The sequence below is a fragment of the Delftia sp. WY8 genome, from assembly GCF_018437695.1.
In the GTDB taxonomy this organism is placed as follows: Bacteria; Pseudomonadota; Gammaproteobacteria; order Burkholderiales; family Burkholderiaceae_C; genus Comamonas; species Comamonas tsuruhatensis.
In genome coordinates this window covers 6,053,780-6,071,260 of sequence record NZ_CP049795.1, presented here as the reverse complement: position 1 = coordinate 6,071,260, position 17,481 = coordinate 6,053,780, and the positions used below count along the sequence as shown (strand labels likewise).

The window sequence follows — 17,481 nt, the reverse complement described above, 5'->3', positions numbered from 1 at the left end:
GTCAGTCCGCATACGGCGCAAACGGCTGCGCCGCCGCCTCGGCAGATTGCTCTATCTCGGTCATGCGCACCAGATCCAGCAGGTTGAAGCGGCCGTCATGGTGCCAGCCGGCCTCGGGCATGCTCATGGAGCCGATGGCACTGATGCGCGTGACGCCGGCCGCCCCCAGCAGGCCGGCCAGGCGGTACAGCTGCTCGGGCGAGGCGGCAATGCCGGCCGTCTGCAGGTAGTCGCGCTGCGCGGCCACCACGGGCACGGCGTCATCCAGGCGGTCCACACCCACCACGGCAATCGTGCGGTACAGGGCCGTGGGCGCCAGCGGCTGCAGGCTGTCGCTGTACGCCACGCTCCAGGGTGCGTCCACCGGACCCAGCAGTTGCTGTTCGTCACCCGACCATTCCACGGCCTGCTGCCAGCGGGCCACGGCGGCGCCCTCCTCCAGCTCCAACGGCCGGCGCGCAAAGCGCCGCTGCAGGTTGGCCAGCTCGGCCGCCAGATAGTCGGCAAAGGCACGCGGCGGCACGGGGGCACCGCGCTCCACGTAGAAGACATGGGGCGAGTAGCAACCCTGCTGGTCGTAGCGCATCACGTCCCAGGCCGCCAGCCGCGCCACGGCGGGCGCCTTGAGCGTGTCCAGCGCCTGGGCGCCCACCATGCCGAAGCCCAGCTTGTGGCCATGCGGCAGAAAGCGCGTGGTCACGGGCAGGCGCTGGCGCAGCGCCTGCAGCGTCTGGTTGCCGCCGTAGGCGAGCACGGTGTCGGCCTCGGCATGGAGCGCGGCGGCTCCACCGACATCCACGCCATCGGCGCCATCCGCCCCATCCACACCACCCGCGCCGCTCCACCACACCACGGCCAGGCAATCGGCCAGCGGCGGGTGCACCTCGGCCAGCAGCCGTGCGAACCAGCCCGCGAACAGCGGCTCGGCGCTGGCCAGCTTGCCAATGGCGGGCGCCTTGACCAGCAGGCCGCAGACCAGGCTCCACAGGGACAGCGCAGGCACATTGCCGGCCCAGCTGTGCATCAGCAGGTCGGGCCCGAAGGCGCGCACCGCGCCGCCCTTGGGCGCGGGCTGGAAGCCGTCCAGCACGGCCGGGTTGGCAAAGTCCTCGGCCACGAAGCGCCGCAGCTGCGCGGCGCGGAAGGTCTTGAAGAAGCCCGTCAGCCCCAGGCTCACCATGTCGGCGTCATAGCCGCTGACCACGGGCAGCCAGGCCTCGGCCTGGCGCCGATAGGGATCGCTGCGGTCCAGCAGGCGGGCAATGGCACGGTCGATGGCGTCGATGATCTCGGCCACGGGCATGGCCCTGAGGTGGCGGTCGGCGGCACGGCGCACATGGGCTGCCAGCGCATGCATCTGCGGGCCGGTCAGCAGGGGCACGGAGACTTCCAGCCGCACGCCGCCGCGTTCGAAGGGCAGCACATGCCACTGCACCTCGTCCTCGCGCAAACCAGGCAGTTCGGGCAGGTAGCCGGCCGTGATCCGCTCGATGTTCATGCAGCAGCGGCCTTCACGAATTCATCGACCGCCAGCGAGCAGCCCTTGGCCGCTGCGCCCTCGGCACGCCCCAGCAACAGGAAACCGCTGTTCTCGCCATGGCCGGCCCACAGGCCCACGTCCTCGGTGAGGATGGTGGTGACCGCGTTGTAGTTGGCCAGGTCGCAGTGCACGAGAATGCCGCGCTCGCCGGGCGCCACGCTGCGGCCGGTGACGGGCTCGACCAGGCGCGAGCGTATCCAGTGCGGCCCCGACTTGACCGACGGCAGCGTGGCATTGCCGTCGTCATAGAACTGCGTGCTCAACTCGGTCATGCCGTACATGTTGATGCAGTGGCTGCGCGGCACGCCCAGCAGCCGGGACAGGTCGGCGTAGAAGTCCTCCAGCGGCAGCTCGCGCGACTGGCCCTTGTAGCCGCCCGTGTCCAGGATGCGGCTGCCCGGCGGCAGACGGAAGCTGCGGCCCTGCTCGCGCAGCGCATCCATCACATGCACCAGGCTGAAGCTGGCGCCCAGCAGCGCATAGGGGCGGCCGCTGCGCTCGGACTCCTCCAGCACGGCGCACAGGCCGGGCATGTCCAGGCCGTCGGGCGTGAGGAAGTAGCGGCTGTCAGGAGTGCCGAATTCCGTCTTGGCCAGCGCCAGGTAGTGGGCCAGCGAAGAGTTGGGCATGGCCTGCTCGTCGGGAAAGAGGATGCCCATGGGCAGGCGCTCGTGCCCGGCCATGAAGCGCTGCGCGAAGTTGCGCGTCATCGACGCATCGTAGACATCGAGCGCGGGATGGAAGTGGCGCCCGCGCGCGGACAGTCCCTTGGCCTGGCCCGTGGTGCCGCTGGTCATGAACACGCGCTCCGCGGGCGAGGCCGGCTCGCTGCGCAGCTCCATGGCCTTGAACGCATCGATGGGCACGGCTGGAATGTCGCTCCAGGTCTTCACATTGCGCAGCGTGGCGCCGCGCCGCTGGCAGAAGCTGCGAAACGGCGCATTCGATTCGTATTGGTAGGCAAACAGCCGCAGGGCCAGTGCGTCGAACTGCTCGTCGGTGCAGCCGTCCATGGCGATGAATGCAAGCAGGTCTGCGACCAGAGAAGCCGCCTGGGGCCGGGCCTTGTCCATGGAATTCCTTCGAGAGCTGGGACGTGATGCTCCGAAGGCTCCCCCGCCCGTGGCGCATGGGCGACCACGCAGGGGTGCAAGCTCTTCTTCCGCCGGAATGACCCGGTTCAAGTTCTCGGGTGTGGATCTCAGCACTGGCGTGCACCCCGGAGCGGAGGACTATCTTACAGCAGGGTCGCCAAGGGTGCAGGACCGGGACAATCCTGCTGCGGGCCGTATCAGCCCACGGCCGTCAGCCGCCGCATCACCCATTCCACGGGCCCCTGCGCCACCTTCTTGCTCCAGGCCCAGGCGGCCAGGCTGGCGATGATCACGTACAGCGCGGCGGCCACGGCCACTTCGCGCAGGCTGCGTGAGCCGTCCAGCGCGCCCATGGCCTCCAGCAGGCCCATGCCGATGAGGATGTGTGCCAGGTACAGGGTCAGCGTCATGCGCCCGGCCGGCAGCAGGCCGCGCCACGGTCCACCGGGCCAGCGGTCGGCCAGCCGCAGGCAGGCGCCTATGGCAATGCTGGCGCAGCCCAGGCCCATCAGCAGATAGGCAGGGCCGGGCGGCATGGGGCCGGTGCCCAGCCAGGGCGCCCAAGCGCTGCGGGCCGCAAGCGCCGAGACGGCGCAGGCCAATCCCACCATCACGCCACCCGCAGCCACCAAGGTCCATTGCACGCGCGGCTCGGCCAGAGGCAGGCGCGCCAGCAGCATGCCGCACAGGAAGAACGCAAACCACGGCAGCACCGGATGGAAGCCGTTGAACAGCAGGTTGCGCGCAAAGCCGGCCGGCTCCCACAGGCCCTGGTAGTACAGGCTCGCCCAGTCCCAGCCCTGGCTGTAGTCCAGCTGCAGCAAGGCCCAGGCGGAGAGCACGGCCACGGCCGCCATGCCGGCCAGCAGCGCCCTTGCGCCGGCCTGCAGCCAGGCGATGGCCAGCACGAAGTAGACCGCGTAGTAGTGAATGATGTCGGCCGGAAAGATCACCAGGTTCATGCCACCGGCCACCAGCAGGAACAGCGCGCGGCGCAGCGTCCAGAGGCGCGCCGTGGCCGGCTCCAGCGAGCGCGTGGCCAGCACCAGGCCCAGGCCTGCCAGCACCACGAAGGTAGCCGAGGCCTTGCCCTCCAGGAAATGGAAGAACGACAGCAGCCAGCCCGGCTCCTGCAGCGCGGGATGCATGGCCTGCTTGAAGTTGACGAACACCATGCCTGCCAGCGCCAGATAGCGCGCCAGGTCCAGCCCCGCAAGGCGGGCGCCCCTGCCGGTGGCATGCCTCATGTCGCGTCTCCCTGTGCCTCGCCTCCAAGAAGGCAGGCCAGCAAGGCGGGATGCAGCACATCGACCCCTTCATCCGCCCCCGCGTCTTCTTGCGGCGTCACCGCCAGCGCAAAGCGCAGCGCATCGCTTTCCACCGCATCCAGCAGCAGTTGCGCGACCAGGCGCACGGGCACGGCGGGCCGCAAGAGGCCCTGCTGCGCCCCGCGCTCCATGAAGCCTGCCAGGCCGTCGAGCATGCGCCTGCGGTTGGCCTCGAAGGCCGGCGCCAGGCCCGGCGAACGCGCGATCTCGGACAGGCACTCGGCGCTGAGCACGGCCCATTCCCGCTGGCGGCACAGCGCCTGGTAGGCGGCCAGGAATTGCGCCACCACCGGCAGCGAAGGGGCTGCGGCCCGCTCCAGCGCCTGAAGCAAGGGCAGCAGCTCGGTCTGCTCCTGCGTGGCGACCTCGGCAATCAAGGCCTGCTTGCTGTCGAAGTGGTTGTACAGATTGCCCAGGCTCACCGAGGCAGCCTGCGCGATGTCGCGCATGCTGGTGCAGTGAAAGCCGCGCTCCACGAAACACTGCAGGGCGGCCTCCACGATGACAGCCCGGCGCTCGCTGATGTCTTCTTTCTTTTTCATGCCCCGAATGATGAACGAACGTTCATTCATGGTCAACACCGGGGCATGAAATCACAGCGGCGGCAGGGGGCCCACGCCCGAAGGAACGGCCTCCTCGTTGGGCCTGCAGGGCTGGCGCAGCATGCGCCGGCAGTCCGGCAGCTGCCGCTCATGGGCATAGGCGATGTGGCCCAGCACGATCTTCGACGGCCGGCTGCGGTCCAGCCAGACGGTGTTGGTCGAAGGCGTGGACAGATGGTCGAAGGCCCAGTACCCGGTCTGCGAAGGCGTGTCCAGGGTCACGCGCAGGCTGGAGCCCGCGCGGAACACATGGGCGAACTTCTGGATTTCCACGCGCATCAGCGTGGGCTCGCCGGGGCGCAGCGGGCGCACGGCGGCCTCGGTGAAATCGCCCCAGGGCCGCAAGGCGGTGGAGCGCTGGCCGTCCAGCGCGCGCATGGAGGCACGCAGCCAGCCGCGCTGCACGAACATCTCCTGGCCGTCGGGACGCACCTCCGAGACGGTGACCTGCACATCGGTATCGCCGGCCGTGGCGCTGAGCCACAGGTCCAGCGAGGCCTCGCCATAAAAGCTCAGCGCGCGCGGCAGCGGGGCCGTGGTAAAGCGCAGCAGGCCCTGCCCGGCGGGGCTGGCCATCCATTGGCCCGCGCCGGACTCGGTGTCCGCGTCGGGATGGTTGGCATCGGCGCCCGGCAGCGGGTAGCGGTAGCTGGCCGATTGGCGCTCGGCCTGCGGGGGCGCATCGCCCAGCCCGCCGCCCGGCTGCAGCCACAGCGTCATGGGCGTGACGCGCACGGGCAGCCGGTCAAAGCTGGCCACGGCCGAGGGGCGCAGCTGCCCATAGTCGCCCCCACCGTTCATCCACTGCATTTCCTGCGCCAGCAGCACGCGCGGCGTGTGCTCGAAGCCGTTGCTCTCGCCCTTGAGAAAGCGCGCGTAAAAGCGCTTCATGGTCTCGCGAATAAAGGGGGCGCTGTCGGTGTGATGGTCGCCGTTGGAGCTGATCAGCCACATCTTGTCCGGGGCGATGCTGTCCTCGTAGTAGCCCATGCGGGTGCCCACCTGCTCGTCCTGCCAGGACTGGGTGCCCAGCGTGGGGATGTCGATGCGGTGCGTGGAGTACATGGCGCTCTTGCGCGCGTAGCGGTCGCCGAAGAAGCGGTCCTCGTCCAGCCAGCGCGCCATGTCCAGGTCGGGGCGCTGGATCTTGCGGATGTTGTCCTCCACCACCTGGGCGCATCCGGTATCGCCGTCCAGCGCCTTGGCGTCCTCGGCGGCCTTGCGCCATATCGCGGGGAACTGCCCCCACCAATTGGCGGGAAAGCCGATGTTCTGGATGCCGCCCGGATAGGCCACGTCGCGGTAGGGATCGGCCACGTTCTTGCCAGGTGCAATCGCCTTGAGGCTGGGCGGGCGCTGGGCCGCCACCCACAGCTGGTCGTAGCCCGAGTATGAATAGCCCACCATGCCCACCTTGCCCGTGGACCACGCCTGGCGCGCAGCCCACTCCACCGCGTGCGCCCCGGCCGCGCCCACGGAGGCGTCGGCCCACTGGTTCTCGCCCGTGGAGCAGCCCGTGCCGGGCACGTTCAGGCCCATCACGGCATAGCCTTCCTTGGTCCATTCCTGGGTGGTCTGGTCCGTGACCGAGCCCGATCCGTAGCCGTCGTACTCCATCAGCACGGGAAAAGGCCCCGGCCCTTTGGGAAAGACCACCGAATAGCGCATCTTGTTGCCGTCAGGCAGCTGGATGTAGCCCCAGATGCGCGGCCCGGGATTGGTGCTGCCCGAAGAGCCCCCGCCGCAGGCCGCAAGGCCCAGGGCAAGGGTGGCGATGCCGGCCGCGCCGAGCCACGCGCGGGAATGGCGAAAAGTCATCATGGATGGTCCTCCTGGTTGCTGATGCAGTCATGCCCGCAAGGGGGCAGGCCGCAATGTAGGACCGTCCGGGCGCATGGCGCACGCGCAGGCTGAAGGGGGGCTGAAGCACGCCTGAAGACAGGCTGAAGGCGAACGCGGCCAATCGCCACGGCCTTAGGCCCCGGACCACGGCAGCCGCGCGCCACACTATGATTCGATTTTCAGTTCCTTGACCCCATGCCCCGCGCCCGCACATCCAAGCCCGCTCCGTCCGAAGAGAACACGGCCCCGTCCGGCACCACAGCGCCGGGGCCGTCCATCGACGCCTCTTTCCTGCACACCCTGGTCGGCTACAACGCCCGGCGTGCCTCGATGTCCATCATCGAGGTGTTCGTGGAGCGCATGGCCACCCACGATCTCAAGATGGTGGAGTTCTCCGTGCTGTCCCTGGTGTCCCACAACCCCGGCATCACCTCGCGCCAGCTGTGCGCGGCGCTGGACGTGATGCCGCCCAACCTGGTGGGCCTGATCGCCGCGCTGGAGCGGCGCAAGCTCATCGAGCGCCGCCCCCATCCCACAGACCGCCGCGCCGTGGGCGTGCACCTGACGCCGGCCGGCGCCGAACTCACGGCCCAGGCCGAACGAACGGCGGCCCAGCTGGAGATGGATGCCACCTACCGCCTGACCGATGCCGAGCGCAAAACGCTGATCCAGCTGCTGCAGAAGATCTACAACTGAGCGCGCTCAGTCCGCCTTCTGCGCGGCGGGCCGGTCCAAGCCCAGCAGCCGCACCGCATTGCCCTTGAGGATGCCGGGCATCACCTCGGGCTTGAAGCCGGCTTCCTGGAAATCCTTCATCCAGCGCTCGGGCGTGATCAGGGGATAGTCGCTGCCGAACAGCACGCGGTCCCTGAGCAGGGTGTTGGCGTACTGCACCAGCTGCCGGGGAAAGTACTTGGGGCTCCAGCCCGACAGATCGATCCAGACATTGGGCTTGTGCAGGGCCACGGACAGGGCCTCGTCCTGCCAGGGAAAGCTGGGGTGGGCCATCACGATCTGCATGTCGGGAAAGTCGATGGCCACGTCGTCCAGGTGCATGGGATTGCTGTAGGCCAGGCGCAGGCCGCCGCCGCAGCGCATGCCGCTGCCAATGCCGCTGTGGCCCGTGTGGAAGATGGCCGGCAGTTGGTACTCGGCCACCACCTCGTAGATCGGCCAGGCCATGCGGTCGTAGGGATGGAAGCCCTGCACCGTGGGGTGGAACTTGAAGCCCCTGACGCCCTCTTCCTCGATCAGCCGCCGCGCCTCGCGCGCACCCATGCGGCCCTTGTGCGGATCGATGCTGGCGAAGGCCACCATCATGTCGCTGTTGGCCCGCGCAGCCTCGGCGATCTCCTCGTTGGGAATGCGGCGCCGGCCCAGCTGCGATTCGCTGTCCACCGTGAACATCACCAGGCCCAGGTTGCGCTCGCGGTAATAGGCAACGGTCTCGGCGATGGTCGGGCGCCGGCCGTTGCCGAAGTACTTGTCGGCGGCGCGGTCGTACTCCTCGCCGTAGTTGTCGAACGGGTTCCAGCAGCTCACCTCGGCGTGCGTGTGGATGTCGATGGCAATGAGTTTTTCGTGGTCCATGTCTGTCTCCTGTGCGGCCTGCTGCCTGCCCCGCAATCAAGGGGAAGTCCCAATAAGAAATTCGCAAAGGCCGCTTGAATTGGTTATTAAATATAACCAAAATCGCGGCCATCAGAAAGCGATGCAGATGCAGGCAACGGCTGCCACGCAACGGATTCGCGCTGAGGCTTCACACCACCTTCCGAGGAGACAGACATGGACAGAAAGATCCACAAGACCCGTTCCCGCGCCTTGCCGGCCGCGCTGGCCGCCGCCCTGCCGGCCCTGCTGCTGTCGGCCTGCGGCGGCTCGAGCGACGGCATCGCGCAGCTGGCCGAGGCCCGCCCCGCCACGCTGCTGTCGTGCACGGACCTGGCCGCGAAAATATCCTTTCCCAACACCCGCATCACCGCCGCCGAGACCGTGGCCGCCGGCGCGCTGGCGGTGGCGGGCAAGCCCATTGCCGAGCACTGCCGCGTGACCGGCCGCATGCACGAGCGCGTCAGCACCGTGGATGGCCAGAACTACGCCGTGGGCTTCGAGATGCGCCTGCCGCGCGACTGGAACGGGCGCTTCTTCTACCAGGCCAACGGCGGGCTGGACGGCGTCGTGAGCACGGCCGTGGGCGCGCTGGGCGGCGGGCCGCTGGGCAACGCGCTGCAGATGGGCTTTGCCGTGCTCAGCTCCGATGCCGGGCATGCAGGCAGCCTGGGTCCCTTCTTCGGCCTGGACCCGCAGGCGCGGCTGGACTATGGCTACCAGGCCGTGGGCAAGCTCACGCCCATGGCGCGCAGCGCGCTGCAGACGGCCTATGGCAAGGGGCCTGACCGCTCCTACCTGGGCGGCTGCTCCAACGGCGGGCGCCACGCCATGGTGGCGGCCTCGCGCTATGCCGACCAGTACGACGGCATCATCGCCGGCAACCCCGGCACGCGCCTGCCGCTGGCGGCCATTGCCAACATTGCCGGCGCCCAGGGCTATGCGAAGCTGGCCACCACGGCCTCGGACCTGGGCACGGGCTTCACCCAGGCCGAGCGCCGCCTGGTCAGCCAGGCCGTGCTGGCCCGGTGCGATGCGCTGGACGGGGCCACCGACGGCATGGTGCAGGCCGGCGCAGCCTGCCAGGCGAGCTTCGACCTGTCGCGCGATGTGCCCACCTGCGGCGGTGCGCGCGACGGCAGCTGCCTCAGCGCCGAGCAAAAGAGCACCATCGCCGGCCTGTTCAAGGGCGCCACCACCAGCGGCGGCAGCCGCATCTACAGCAGCTTCCCGTATGACGCGGGCCTGGATACGGCCGGCTGGGCCGGCTGGAAATTCTCCAACCCCATCAGCCGCGACTCCGGTGCCGTGGCCTTCATCTGGCAGACGCCGCCGGAAAGCGCCGCCAGCTTCAAAGACGCGCAGTTCGCCCTCAACGGCAGCGTGGACAGCATGCTGGCCAAGGTGCAGGCGACCAACGGCACCTTCACGGAAAGCGGCCTGTCGCTGATGATGCCGCCCGACTACGGCAAGCTGCCCGTGCTGCGCAACCGGGGCGCCAAGCTCATGGTCTACCACGGCACGGCCGACCCCATCTTCTCCAGCGATGACACCGTGCAGTGGTACGACACGCTGCGCCGCAACCATGGCGACGCCGCCGACTTCGCCCGCCTGTACCTGGTGCCCGGCATGAACCACTGCAGCGGCGGCCCGGCCACCGATCAGTTCGACATGCTCAGCTCCCTCGTGGCCTGGGTGGAGAAAGGCCAGGCGCCAGACCGCGTGATCGCCAGTGCGCGCGGCGCGGGCAACGCGGGCGGCGCCAACGCCGACCTGCCCGCCAACTGGTCGCCCACGCGCACCCGGCCGCTGTGCCCCCATCCGCTGGCCGCCCGCTACAACGGCAGCGGCGACATGGAAAGCGCTGCCAGCTTCAGTTGCCGCTGACCATGCACTGAAGGCGGGCGGCGCCTGAACGGCCCGCCCCCTCCGCCCCCATCCACCCCTTGTCCGCAGTCCCGCCCCCGGCGGGGCCGGGCCCCGCTGCGCCCGAGAAAAGGCGCGCGGACACCCACGCCAAGACGGCAACGATTTTTCAAACCAGAGGAGACATCACCATGAAAACCACCCCATCCCCGCGGACCCTGGCGGCCACCGCCGTGCTGGCCCTGGCCGGCTCCGGCGCCAGCTTCGGCGCCTTCGCGCAAGGCACCTCCAGCGTCACGCTCTACGGCATCGTCGATGTGGGCGTGGAGCACCTGAACAATGTGGCGGCGGGCGGCGGTCTCAGCCGCATGCCATCGACCACCAGCATGGTGCCCTCGCGCTGGGGCCTGCGCGGCAGCGAGGACCTGGGCGGCGGCCTCAAGGCCATCTACACGCTGGAGTCGGGCTTTGCGCCCGACCAGGGCACCTTCAACCAGGGCGGGCGCGGCTTTGGCCGCCAAAGCTGGGTGGGCCTGGGCGGCAACTGGGGCAGCCTGACCATGGGCCGCCAGAACTCCATGCTGTTCTGGTCGCTGCTGGACTCGGACATCATCGGCCCGGCCGTCTTCGCCATGGGCTCGCTGGACGCCTACATTCCCAACTCGCGCGCCGACAACATGCTGGCCTGGCGCGGCAACTTCGGCGGACTGGCACTGGGCGCGGGCTACAGCTTCGGGCGTGACACCGTCAATGCCGGCCCCAGCCCGGCAGGCACCAACTGCCCGGGCGAGAGCGGATCGGACACGCAGGCCTGCCGCCAGTGGTCGCTGTACGCCAAGTACGACACACCGGCCTGGGGCGTGGCGCTGGGCTACGAGCAGCAAAACGGCCGCACGCCGGCCTCGTCCACCGACCCGGTGTTCGGCGGCATGAACTCCAGCGCCAAGCATGACGAGCGCCTGCACCTGGGCGGCTACTTCAAGCTGGCCGGCGTGAAGATCGGCGGCGGCCTGCTGCGCCGCGACAACGACGGCGACGCCGTCAAGCCACGCAGCAACCTGTGGTACGTGGGCGCCTCCTACCCGGTCACCGAGGCCCTGGTGCTCGAAACCCAGTGGCTCACGCTGCGCTACCGCGGCGTGTCGGGCTACGACTCCGACCTGCTGGTGGCACGCGCCATCTACAACCTGTCCAAGCGCACGGCCGTCTACACGCAGCTCGGCCACATCCGCAACGACCGCCTGGCGACCGTCTCGGTCAGCGGCGGCGCGCCGGGCAGCAACACCGCGCCGGGACGCTCGCAGACCGGCATCAACGTGGGCATCCGCCACATGTTCTGAGCCGCTTCCATCCGCCTGCCTTTCCCATATTCACCAGGAGACATCCCATGCAGATGCATCGCCGTCATTTCGTCCAGGCCCTGGGCAGCGCCGCCGCCCTGGGCTCGCTGTCACCGCTGCAAGCCCTGGCCCAGGCACTGGACCAGGTCAAGATCATGTACGGCTTTCCGGCCGGCAGCTCGGGCGACAGCGTGGCCCGCCGCGTGGCCGAGCGGCTGGGCAGCACGCCCTACAGCAAGGGCCCGGGCTTTGTGGAGAACAAGCCCGGCGCCGGAGGCCGCATCGCGGTGGAGGCCTTGAAGAACTCCCCGCCCAACGGTTCCGTGCTGGCACTGGCCCCCGTATCGGCCTTCTCGGTCTATCCCCACATCTACCCCAAGCTGACCTACAGGCCCGAAGACGCAACGCCCGTATCGATTGGCGCCGTGATCTACCACGGCCTGGCCGTGGGCCCCGCCGTGCCGGCCGAGGTCAAGACGCTCAAGGACTTCCTGGCCTGGGCCAAGGCCAACCCCGACCGCGCCAGCTTCGGCTCGCCGGGCGCGGGCTCCATGCCGCACCTGCTGGGCGCGCTGCTGGGCCTGCGCTCGGGCGTGGAGCTCAAGCACGCGCCCTATCGCGGCACCGTGCCCAGCATCACCGACCTGGTGGGCGGCCAGATCGCGGCCACCATGAACCCCAGCGGCGACTACCTGCAGTACCTGAAGGCCGGCCGCCTGCGCGTGCTGGCCACCTCGGGCAGGCAGCGCTCGCCCTTCCTGCCCGAGGTGCCCACCTTCACCGAGCTGGGCTTTCCCGATGTCACGGTGGAGGAATGGTTCGGGTTCTACGCGCCCGCCAAGACCCCGGCCGCCACCATTGCCAACGCCAACGCGGCCATCACCGCCGCGCTCAAGGACAAGGCCGTGATCGACGGGCTGGCGGCCCTGGGCCTGCTGGCGCGCGGCAGCACGCAGCAGGAGATGGCCGCCGACCAGCAGGCCGAGTTCGAGCGCTGGAGTTCGCTGGTCAAGCAGATCGGGTTCACGGGCGAGTCCTGATCAGTCGTCGGCAGGCCCATTCCCCTTCACGGGACAAGGCCACACTCATGCAACAAATAATGTTGCATGAAACAGAACAGCCAATTCTCGGACGTCCTGCATGTGCTGCTGCACATGGCCGAGGGCGATGGACCTGCCACCTCCGACATGCTCGCCGCCGCGCTGCAGACCAACCCGGTCGTGCTGCGCCGGCTGATGTCGGGCCTGCGCGATGCAGGCCTTGTCACCTCCGCCAAAGGCCATGGCGGGGGCTGGGTGCTGTCTTGCGAGCTGGACCGCACCACGCTGCGCGACGTGCATGAAGCCTTGGGCGCCCCTGATCTGGTGTCGCTGGGCTTCAGGGAAGACCGGCCCGAATGCCTGGTCGCCCAGGCCGTGAACGAAGCGCTGAGCAACGCGGTGCAGCAAGCCGAGGCCGCCCTGCTCGCGCGCCTGGGCTCGGTGACGCTGGCTGCCCTGTCCCAGGACTTCCATGCCCGCCTGGCGCGCCACCGCGCAGCGGGCGGCCAGGGCTGGTACCAACTGCAGGAGCACCAGCATGAAACACATTGATTTCGCCGTCATCGGCGGCAGCTATGCCGGCCTGTCCGCCGCCCTGCAACTGGCGCGTGCGCGCCGCCAGGTGCTGGTGGTCGATGCCGGGCTGCGGCGCAACCGCTTCGTGGACCAGGCCGGCGAAACATCGCACGGCTTTCTCACCCAGGATGGCGTCGCCCCCGCCCAGATCGCCGCCCAGGCCCGGCAGCAGCTGATGGCCTACCCCACCGTGCAGTGGCTGGACGGCACGGCCGAGGACGCCCGCGTGGCGCCCGATGGCCGGCTGGAGTTCCATGCAGCGGGCACCGCCATCAGCGCTGCCCGCCTCGTCCTGGCGCTGGGCGTGCATGACAGCCTGCCGCCCGTGCCGGGACTGGCCGAGCGCTGGGGCCGCAGCGTCTTCCATTGCCCGTACTGCCACGGCTACGAGATGAATGCGGGGCGCATCGGCATCATTGCCAGCTCGGCCCTGGCCCATCACCACGCCGTCATGCTTCCCGACTGGGGCCAGACCACCCTGCTGCTCAACGGCGCCTACGCGCCAAGTGCCGATGAGCTGGCCGCCTTCGCACGCCGCGGCACGCAGGTGGAGGCCACCCCCATCGCCCGCCTGGAAGGCCGGGCCGACGTGCTGCTGCAGGACGGCCGCCGCCTGGTCATGGATGGCCTGTTCACCCAGCCGCGCACCCGCATCGCCAGCCCCGTGGCCGAACAGCTGGGCTGCGCCCTGGAAGAAGGCCCCATGGGTCCCTTCGTCAAGGTCGCGGAAGGCCAGGCCACCAGCGTCCCCAACGTGTTCGCCTGTGGCGACGCGGCCCGCGCGGCCGGCAACGTGGCCATGGCCGTGAGCGATGGCGCCATGGCCGGCATTGGCGCGCACCGGTCGATGATGGGATGGTGAACTGCGGCGCCCGCCCTAGAGCGTGCTATGCACTTTGATGTGCCCGCGAAAGCCGGGAAAGGGGTCCGGGACGAGGCGTAGCACGCTTTATCCGAAGACCGCGCCGCCCGCATCCAGCGAGGGCGGCCGCAGAAGATCGGCATTGACGCCCATGGCCTCGCTGGCCCGCTCCACGGCCTGCCAAAGAGGGGCGGGCATCTGCAGTATTTCCTCGGGGGAATTCGCGCGGGCAATCCAGTCGCTGATCTCAACGTGCTGCTCGGGGGTGAGTAGGTCCAGGTTCAGCATTTCGTCAATGGTCTTCATCGGGTGTCGGTCTGTCGCTCGTGTGCGGAAGGTGTACGGAAAAGGAACGGCCCGTGCATTGTCAGCGGTCCACGGCAGGCAGTCGCTGCAGCAGGGCATCGCGGGCGCGCAGGCCGGCATTGGGCTTTTGCGCCTGCTCGTCCTGGATCAGCGTGGCGAACACCAGCCTGCGCTGGTCCTTGGTGGCCCAGCCCACGTACCAGCCATAGGCCCGGCTGGCGTCGTAGCGGTTGTCGCTGCCCGGCGAGCCCGTGCCCGTCTTGCCATGCACGGTCCAGCCGCCCACGGCCACTGGATGCCGGGTGATGCGCGCGGTCATGTCGATGGCTTGACTGTTCACGGGCAGTTCCCGGCGCACGATCCTGCGCATGAATGCCACCTGCTCGGCCGCCGAGATGCGCAGCGAAGACACCACCCACACGCCGTTGTGGCCCGGGTCGGCCACTGGCACGGCAGAGACATCCTCGTTGCCATAGCGGAAGGCCTTCACGTAGGCGTCAAAGCGCTGCTGGCCCAGACGCATCACCACCTGCTGCGAGTACCAGAACACCGAGTCTTTCATCCACGCCTGGGGCGTGATATCGCGCCGCCAGGCATCGCCGCCCCAGTCCGGATACTCCGGTTGGTACGGCCACGCGGGCCGGGATTCGTCCTGCAGGATGCCGGCGTCATAGCCCATCAGGCTGATGGCGATCTTGAAGGTGGAGGCCGGCGTGACCCGCTCGGCGCAGGCCGGGCCGCTGTGCACCAGGGACTGGCCCGTGTCGGCGTCGGCGACGAGGGTGCACAGTTCGTGCGCGACAACGGGGACGGGAACGGAAACCCAAAAAAAAGCTGCCACGGCCGTGGCAGCGGTTCCAGGAAATCTATGCATGTGCTGTGCGCTGCGGTGTTCGTATCTGGCGCGCGATCATAGATGCGCGCGCAGCCTTTGCAGAGCCCCTGCAGCAAACAGCCCCACGACGCCCTGGGCAAGCGCGTGTGGGACTTGCCCATGGATGGGAACTGCCCGCGGGGCTACGCCTGCGCCTCCTGCAACTGCCGCCACATCACCTTGCCGCTGCCGCTCTTGGGCAGGGCCTTGACGAACTCCACCACCTTTGGCGCCTTGTAGACGGCCATGTTCTCGCGGCACCACTGGATGATGTCCTCGGCCGTGGTGTCTTCCTTGCCGGCACGCAGCACGACGACGGCCTTGACCGACTCGCCCCGGTAAGCGTCGCGGGTGGAGATCACGCAGGCTTCCTGGATGGCGGGGTGGCGGAACATCAGCGACTCGACCTCGGCCGGCCAGACCTTGAAGCCGCTGGCGTTGATCATGCGCTTGAGGCGGTCGGTGATGAAGTAGTAGCCGTCCTCATCCACGTGGCCCAGGTCGCCGGTGCGAAAGAACCGCTTGCCGTCGATCTCCATGAAGACCTGGGCCGTGGCGTCGGGGCGCTTCCAGTAGCCGTCGAAGACCTCGGGCCCGTGGACCACGATCTCGCCCTGCTCACCCTGGGGCACTTCGGCACCGGTGTCAGGATCGATGACGCGCGCCTCCGTGCTCATGAAGGGAATGCCCAGGCACTGCTGCTTGGGGTGCTCGGACGGGTTGCTGTGCGTGGGCGCAGCGGTCTCGGTCAGGCCGTAGCCCTCGCAAAAGCGCAGGCCGTATTGCTCCAGCAGGCGCTGGGCCACGGCCTGGGGCATGGCCGCGCCGCCGCCGCCGATGTACTTGAGGCTGGTGAGGTCGAACTGCGCGAAGTTGGGGCTGCCCAGCAGGTCGATGACCATGGTGGGGATGTTGGTCCAGCTGGTGACCTGGTAGCGCGAGATCAGCCGCCCGGCCAGCTCGCGGTCCCAGCGCGGCATGACCACCACGGTGGCACCCATGAAGATGGCCGTGTGCAGTACCGACACCATGCCCGTGATGTGGAACATGGGCACCACCGCCAGCACGACCGCCTCGCTGGTGCCGCTGCCCCAGTAGCTGCCGGCCACGGCGTTGTGGTTGATGGAGCGGTGCGGGTGCATGCAGCCCTTGGGGTGGCCCGTGGTGCCGCTGGTGTAGGGCAGCACGGCCATGTCGTCGCGGCCCACCACATGGGGCGGCGCAGCGTCGGTGCAGGCCAGGGCCTGCTGCCAGGTGTGGACGCTGCCGCCCTCCAGCACAGCCGGCTCGCGCCGGGTGAGCAGCCAGTCGTGCCACTGCGCAGGCGGCGCATCGTCGCCCTGCACACCGGCATCGAAGGCATCGGTGAACTGGGTGACGATCAGGTGATCGAGCCGCTGGCCCGGCGCCAGCGCGTTGCTGGCCTTGGCCAGCTCGGGGGCCAGGTCGGCCGTGGTGATGGCGACCTTGGCGTCGGCGTCGGTGATGTAGTGCTTGAGCTCCTCGGCCATGTTCATGGGATTGACCGGCACCACCACGGCATTGGCGCGGAAGATGGCGTAGTGCGCCAGGATGAGCTGAGGCGTGTTCTGCATCAGCAGGATCACGCGGTCGCCGCGCTGCACGCCCAGGCTGTGCAGGTAGGCCGCCATGCGCTCCGTGCCCTCGCACAGCTCGCGGTAACTGATGGAGCTGCCGAAGTAGCGGATGGCCGGCTTGTCGGGATAGCGGCGCGCGTTGACGGCCAGGTTCTCCCATACGCTGGTGGCGGGCACGGTGATGGAATGGGGCAGACGGCTGGGCCAGAAGGCGTGGTGCGCGGGCAGGGTCGACATGGACGGATGGGCGTTGAATGGTCGGTGAGTGGATCGGACGGCGGCAATCCGCCTTGCCAGCGAGGCTAGGCGCACACCCGGTTCCCGGCATTGGGGAAGGCCCCAGGGAATCGTCGCCAAAGTGACGCTTGAGCGCCCATGGCATACCGGTGCCACCGCAACTCGCCTTGTGCTTTCGCAAGCCGGCCACGGGAACGCCACAAGTACGCCACGGGTACGATGGCGCCATGCCCTCCACGCCCGACATGCCCCACCTGTCCCGCCTGCAGCTGTCGCTGCGCGATCTGCTGGCCCGCCGCCGCAGCGCGGCCCTGGCCACCCAGCCCGCCGACTCCCCTGCCCCCGGGGCTGGCGATGCACTGCCCGCTCCCCGTCTGTCCATGGTGCCCTGGGCCTGGAATGCGCAGTTTGGCTGCTTTGTGCTGCACGTCAGCGCACTGGCAGCGCACACGCGGGCCATGGAACTGCACCCGGCCGTCAGCCTGCTGGTGTGCGCGGCCGAAGTGGACGGCGAGGGCGTGCATGCACTGGAGCGCGTGGCCATTGAAGGCGTGGCCAGCACACCTCCGCCCGGCAGCGTGCTGGCCGATGGCGCGCGCGACAGCTATGTGCTGCGCTTCCCCGAAGCCGCGTTCATGACCGATCTGGGCGACTTCCGCTTTGTCTGCATCACGCCATCCATCGCCCGGCACGTGGCGGGCTTTGGCGCGGCGCGCGATGTGTCGGCCCATGACCTGACCGAAGCACTGAGCATCCAGCCCAGCTGAC

General features: G+C 69.0%; 16 protein-coding genes. 7 read left to right on the top strand and 9 right to left on the bottom strand.

From position 1 onward, the window contains the following. Position 1: 1 nt before the first annotated feature. From G4D77_RS27785 to G4D77_RS27765, 5 genes are all read right to left on the bottom strand, one after another. Positions 2–1,498, bottom strand: a complete 1,497-nt coding sequence (locus tag G4D77_RS27785; RefSeq protein ID WP_213757811.1) for an acyl-CoA reductase — start codon at positions 1,496–1,498, stop codon at positions 2–4. Next, positions 1,495–2,613, bottom strand: coding sequence for a LuxE/PaaK family acyltransferase (locus tag G4D77_RS27780; protein WP_016450565.1), 1,119 nt, complete (start codon positions 2,611–2,613; stop codon positions 1,495–1,497). Before G4D77_RS27780 ends, G4D77_RS27785 begins: the two co-directional genes overlap by 4 nt. A 218-nt stretch (positions 2,614–2,831) precedes the next feature. After that, entirely contained in the window at positions 2,832–3,881 is a 1,050-nt protein-coding gene (locus G4D77_RS27775; RefSeq protein ID WP_154834030.1) for a DUF418 domain-containing protein, read from the bottom strand. Beyond that, the gene (locus G4D77_RS27770) at positions 3,878–4,504 is read right to left on the bottom strand and encodes a TetR/AcrR family transcriptional regulator (protein ID WP_154834029.1); all 627 of its coding nucleotides are present in this window, start codon (positions 4,502–4,504) and stop codon (positions 3,878–3,880) included. The genes G4D77_RS27775 and G4D77_RS27770 overlap by 4 nt, the downstream gene beginning before the upstream one ends. A 51-nt stretch (positions 4,505–4,555) precedes the next feature. Further along, positions 4,556–6,385 (bottom strand): CocE/NonD family hydrolase, encoded by a 1,830-nt coding sequence (locus G4D77_RS27765; protein ID WP_154834028.1) that lies wholly within the window; start codon positions 6,383–6,385, stop codon positions 4,556–4,558. Positions 6,386–6,601: 216 nt separating this feature from the next. On the opposite strand from G4D77_RS27765, the gene G4D77_RS27760 reads away from it, so the two are divergent. Next, positions 6,602–7,102 (top strand): MarR family winged helix-turn-helix transcriptional regulator, encoded by a 501-nt coding sequence (locus tag G4D77_RS27760; RefSeq protein WP_016450569.1) that lies wholly within the window; start codon positions 6,602–6,604, stop codon positions 7,100–7,102. Positions 7,103–7,108: 6 nt separating this feature from the next. Here the strand turns inward: G4D77_RS27760 and G4D77_RS27755 are convergent, their stop codons facing one another. Beyond that, positions 7,109–7,996, bottom strand: a complete 888-nt coding sequence (locus tag G4D77_RS27755; protein WP_046241907.1) for an amidohydrolase family protein — start codon at positions 7,994–7,996, stop codon at positions 7,109–7,111. A 195-nt stretch (positions 7,997–8,191) separates the two neighbouring features. Between G4D77_RS27755 and G4D77_RS27750 the strand changes: the two genes are divergently transcribed. The 5 genes from G4D77_RS27750 to G4D77_RS27730 all read left to right on the top strand — a co-directional run bounded on the left by G4D77_RS27750 (position 8,192) and on the right by G4D77_RS27730 (position 13,698). Next, positions 8,192–9,901 (top strand): tannase/feruloyl esterase family alpha/beta hydrolase, encoded by a 1,710-nt coding sequence (locus G4D77_RS27750; RefSeq protein WP_154834027.1) that lies wholly within the window; start codon positions 8,192–8,194, stop codon positions 9,899–9,901. 170 nt (positions 9,902–10,071) lie between these two features. Then, a complete protein-coding gene (locus tag G4D77_RS27745; protein ID WP_016450572.1) occupies positions 10,072–11,220 on the top strand; it encodes a porin in 1,149 nt (382 codons plus the stop codon). 47 nt (positions 11,221–11,267) lie between these two features. Then, positions 11,268–12,260 carry a tripartite tricarboxylate transporter substrate-binding protein gene (locus tag G4D77_RS27740; protein ID WP_074924056.1) on the top strand — a complete coding sequence of 331 codons (993 nt, stop codon included), beginning with the start codon at positions 11,268–11,270 and terminating at the stop codon, positions 12,258–12,260. Positions 12,261–12,326: 66 nt separating this feature from the next. Further along, positions 12,327–12,812, top strand: coding sequence for an Rrf2 family transcriptional regulator (locus G4D77_RS27735; RefSeq protein WP_016453247.1), 486 nt, complete (start codon positions 12,327–12,329; stop codon positions 12,810–12,812). Next, positions 12,799–13,698 carry an NAD(P)/FAD-dependent oxidoreductase gene (locus tag G4D77_RS27730; protein ID WP_154834026.1) on the top strand — a complete coding sequence of 300 codons (900 nt, stop codon included), beginning with the start codon at positions 12,799–12,801 and terminating at the stop codon, positions 13,696–13,698. Before G4D77_RS27735 ends, G4D77_RS27730 begins: the two co-directional genes overlap by 14 nt. A gap of 87 nt (positions 13,699–13,785) precedes the next feature. Here G4D77_RS27730 and G4D77_RS27725 read toward each other — a convergent pair whose 3' ends face one another. From G4D77_RS27725 to G4D77_RS27715, 3 genes are all read right to left on the bottom strand, one after another. After that, on the bottom strand, positions 13,786–14,004 hold the full coding sequence (locus tag G4D77_RS27725) for a hypothetical protein (protein ID WP_012206342.1): 219 nt from the start codon (positions 14,002–14,004) through the stop codon (positions 13,786–13,788). 61 nt (positions 14,005–14,065) lie between these two features. Next, positions 14,066–14,878 carry a class D beta-lactamase gene (gene blaOXA, locus G4D77_RS27720; protein ID WP_016450577.1) on the bottom strand — a complete coding sequence of 271 codons (813 nt, stop codon included), beginning with the start codon at positions 14,876–14,878 and terminating at the stop codon, positions 14,066–14,068. A gap of 143 nt (positions 14,879–15,021) precedes the next feature. Further along, positions 15,022–16,713 carry a long-chain fatty acid--CoA ligase gene (locus G4D77_RS27715; RefSeq protein ID WP_016450578.1) on the bottom strand — a complete coding sequence of 564 codons (1,692 nt, stop codon included), beginning with the start codon at positions 16,711–16,713 and terminating at the stop codon, positions 15,022–15,024. 227 nt (positions 16,714–16,940) lie between these two features. Between G4D77_RS27715 and G4D77_RS27710 the strand changes: the two genes are divergently transcribed. Further along, entirely contained in the window at positions 16,941–17,480 is a 540-nt protein-coding gene (locus G4D77_RS27710; RefSeq protein WP_016450579.1) for a pyridoxamine 5'-phosphate oxidase family protein, read from the top strand. Position 17,481 lies beyond the last annotated feature (1 nt).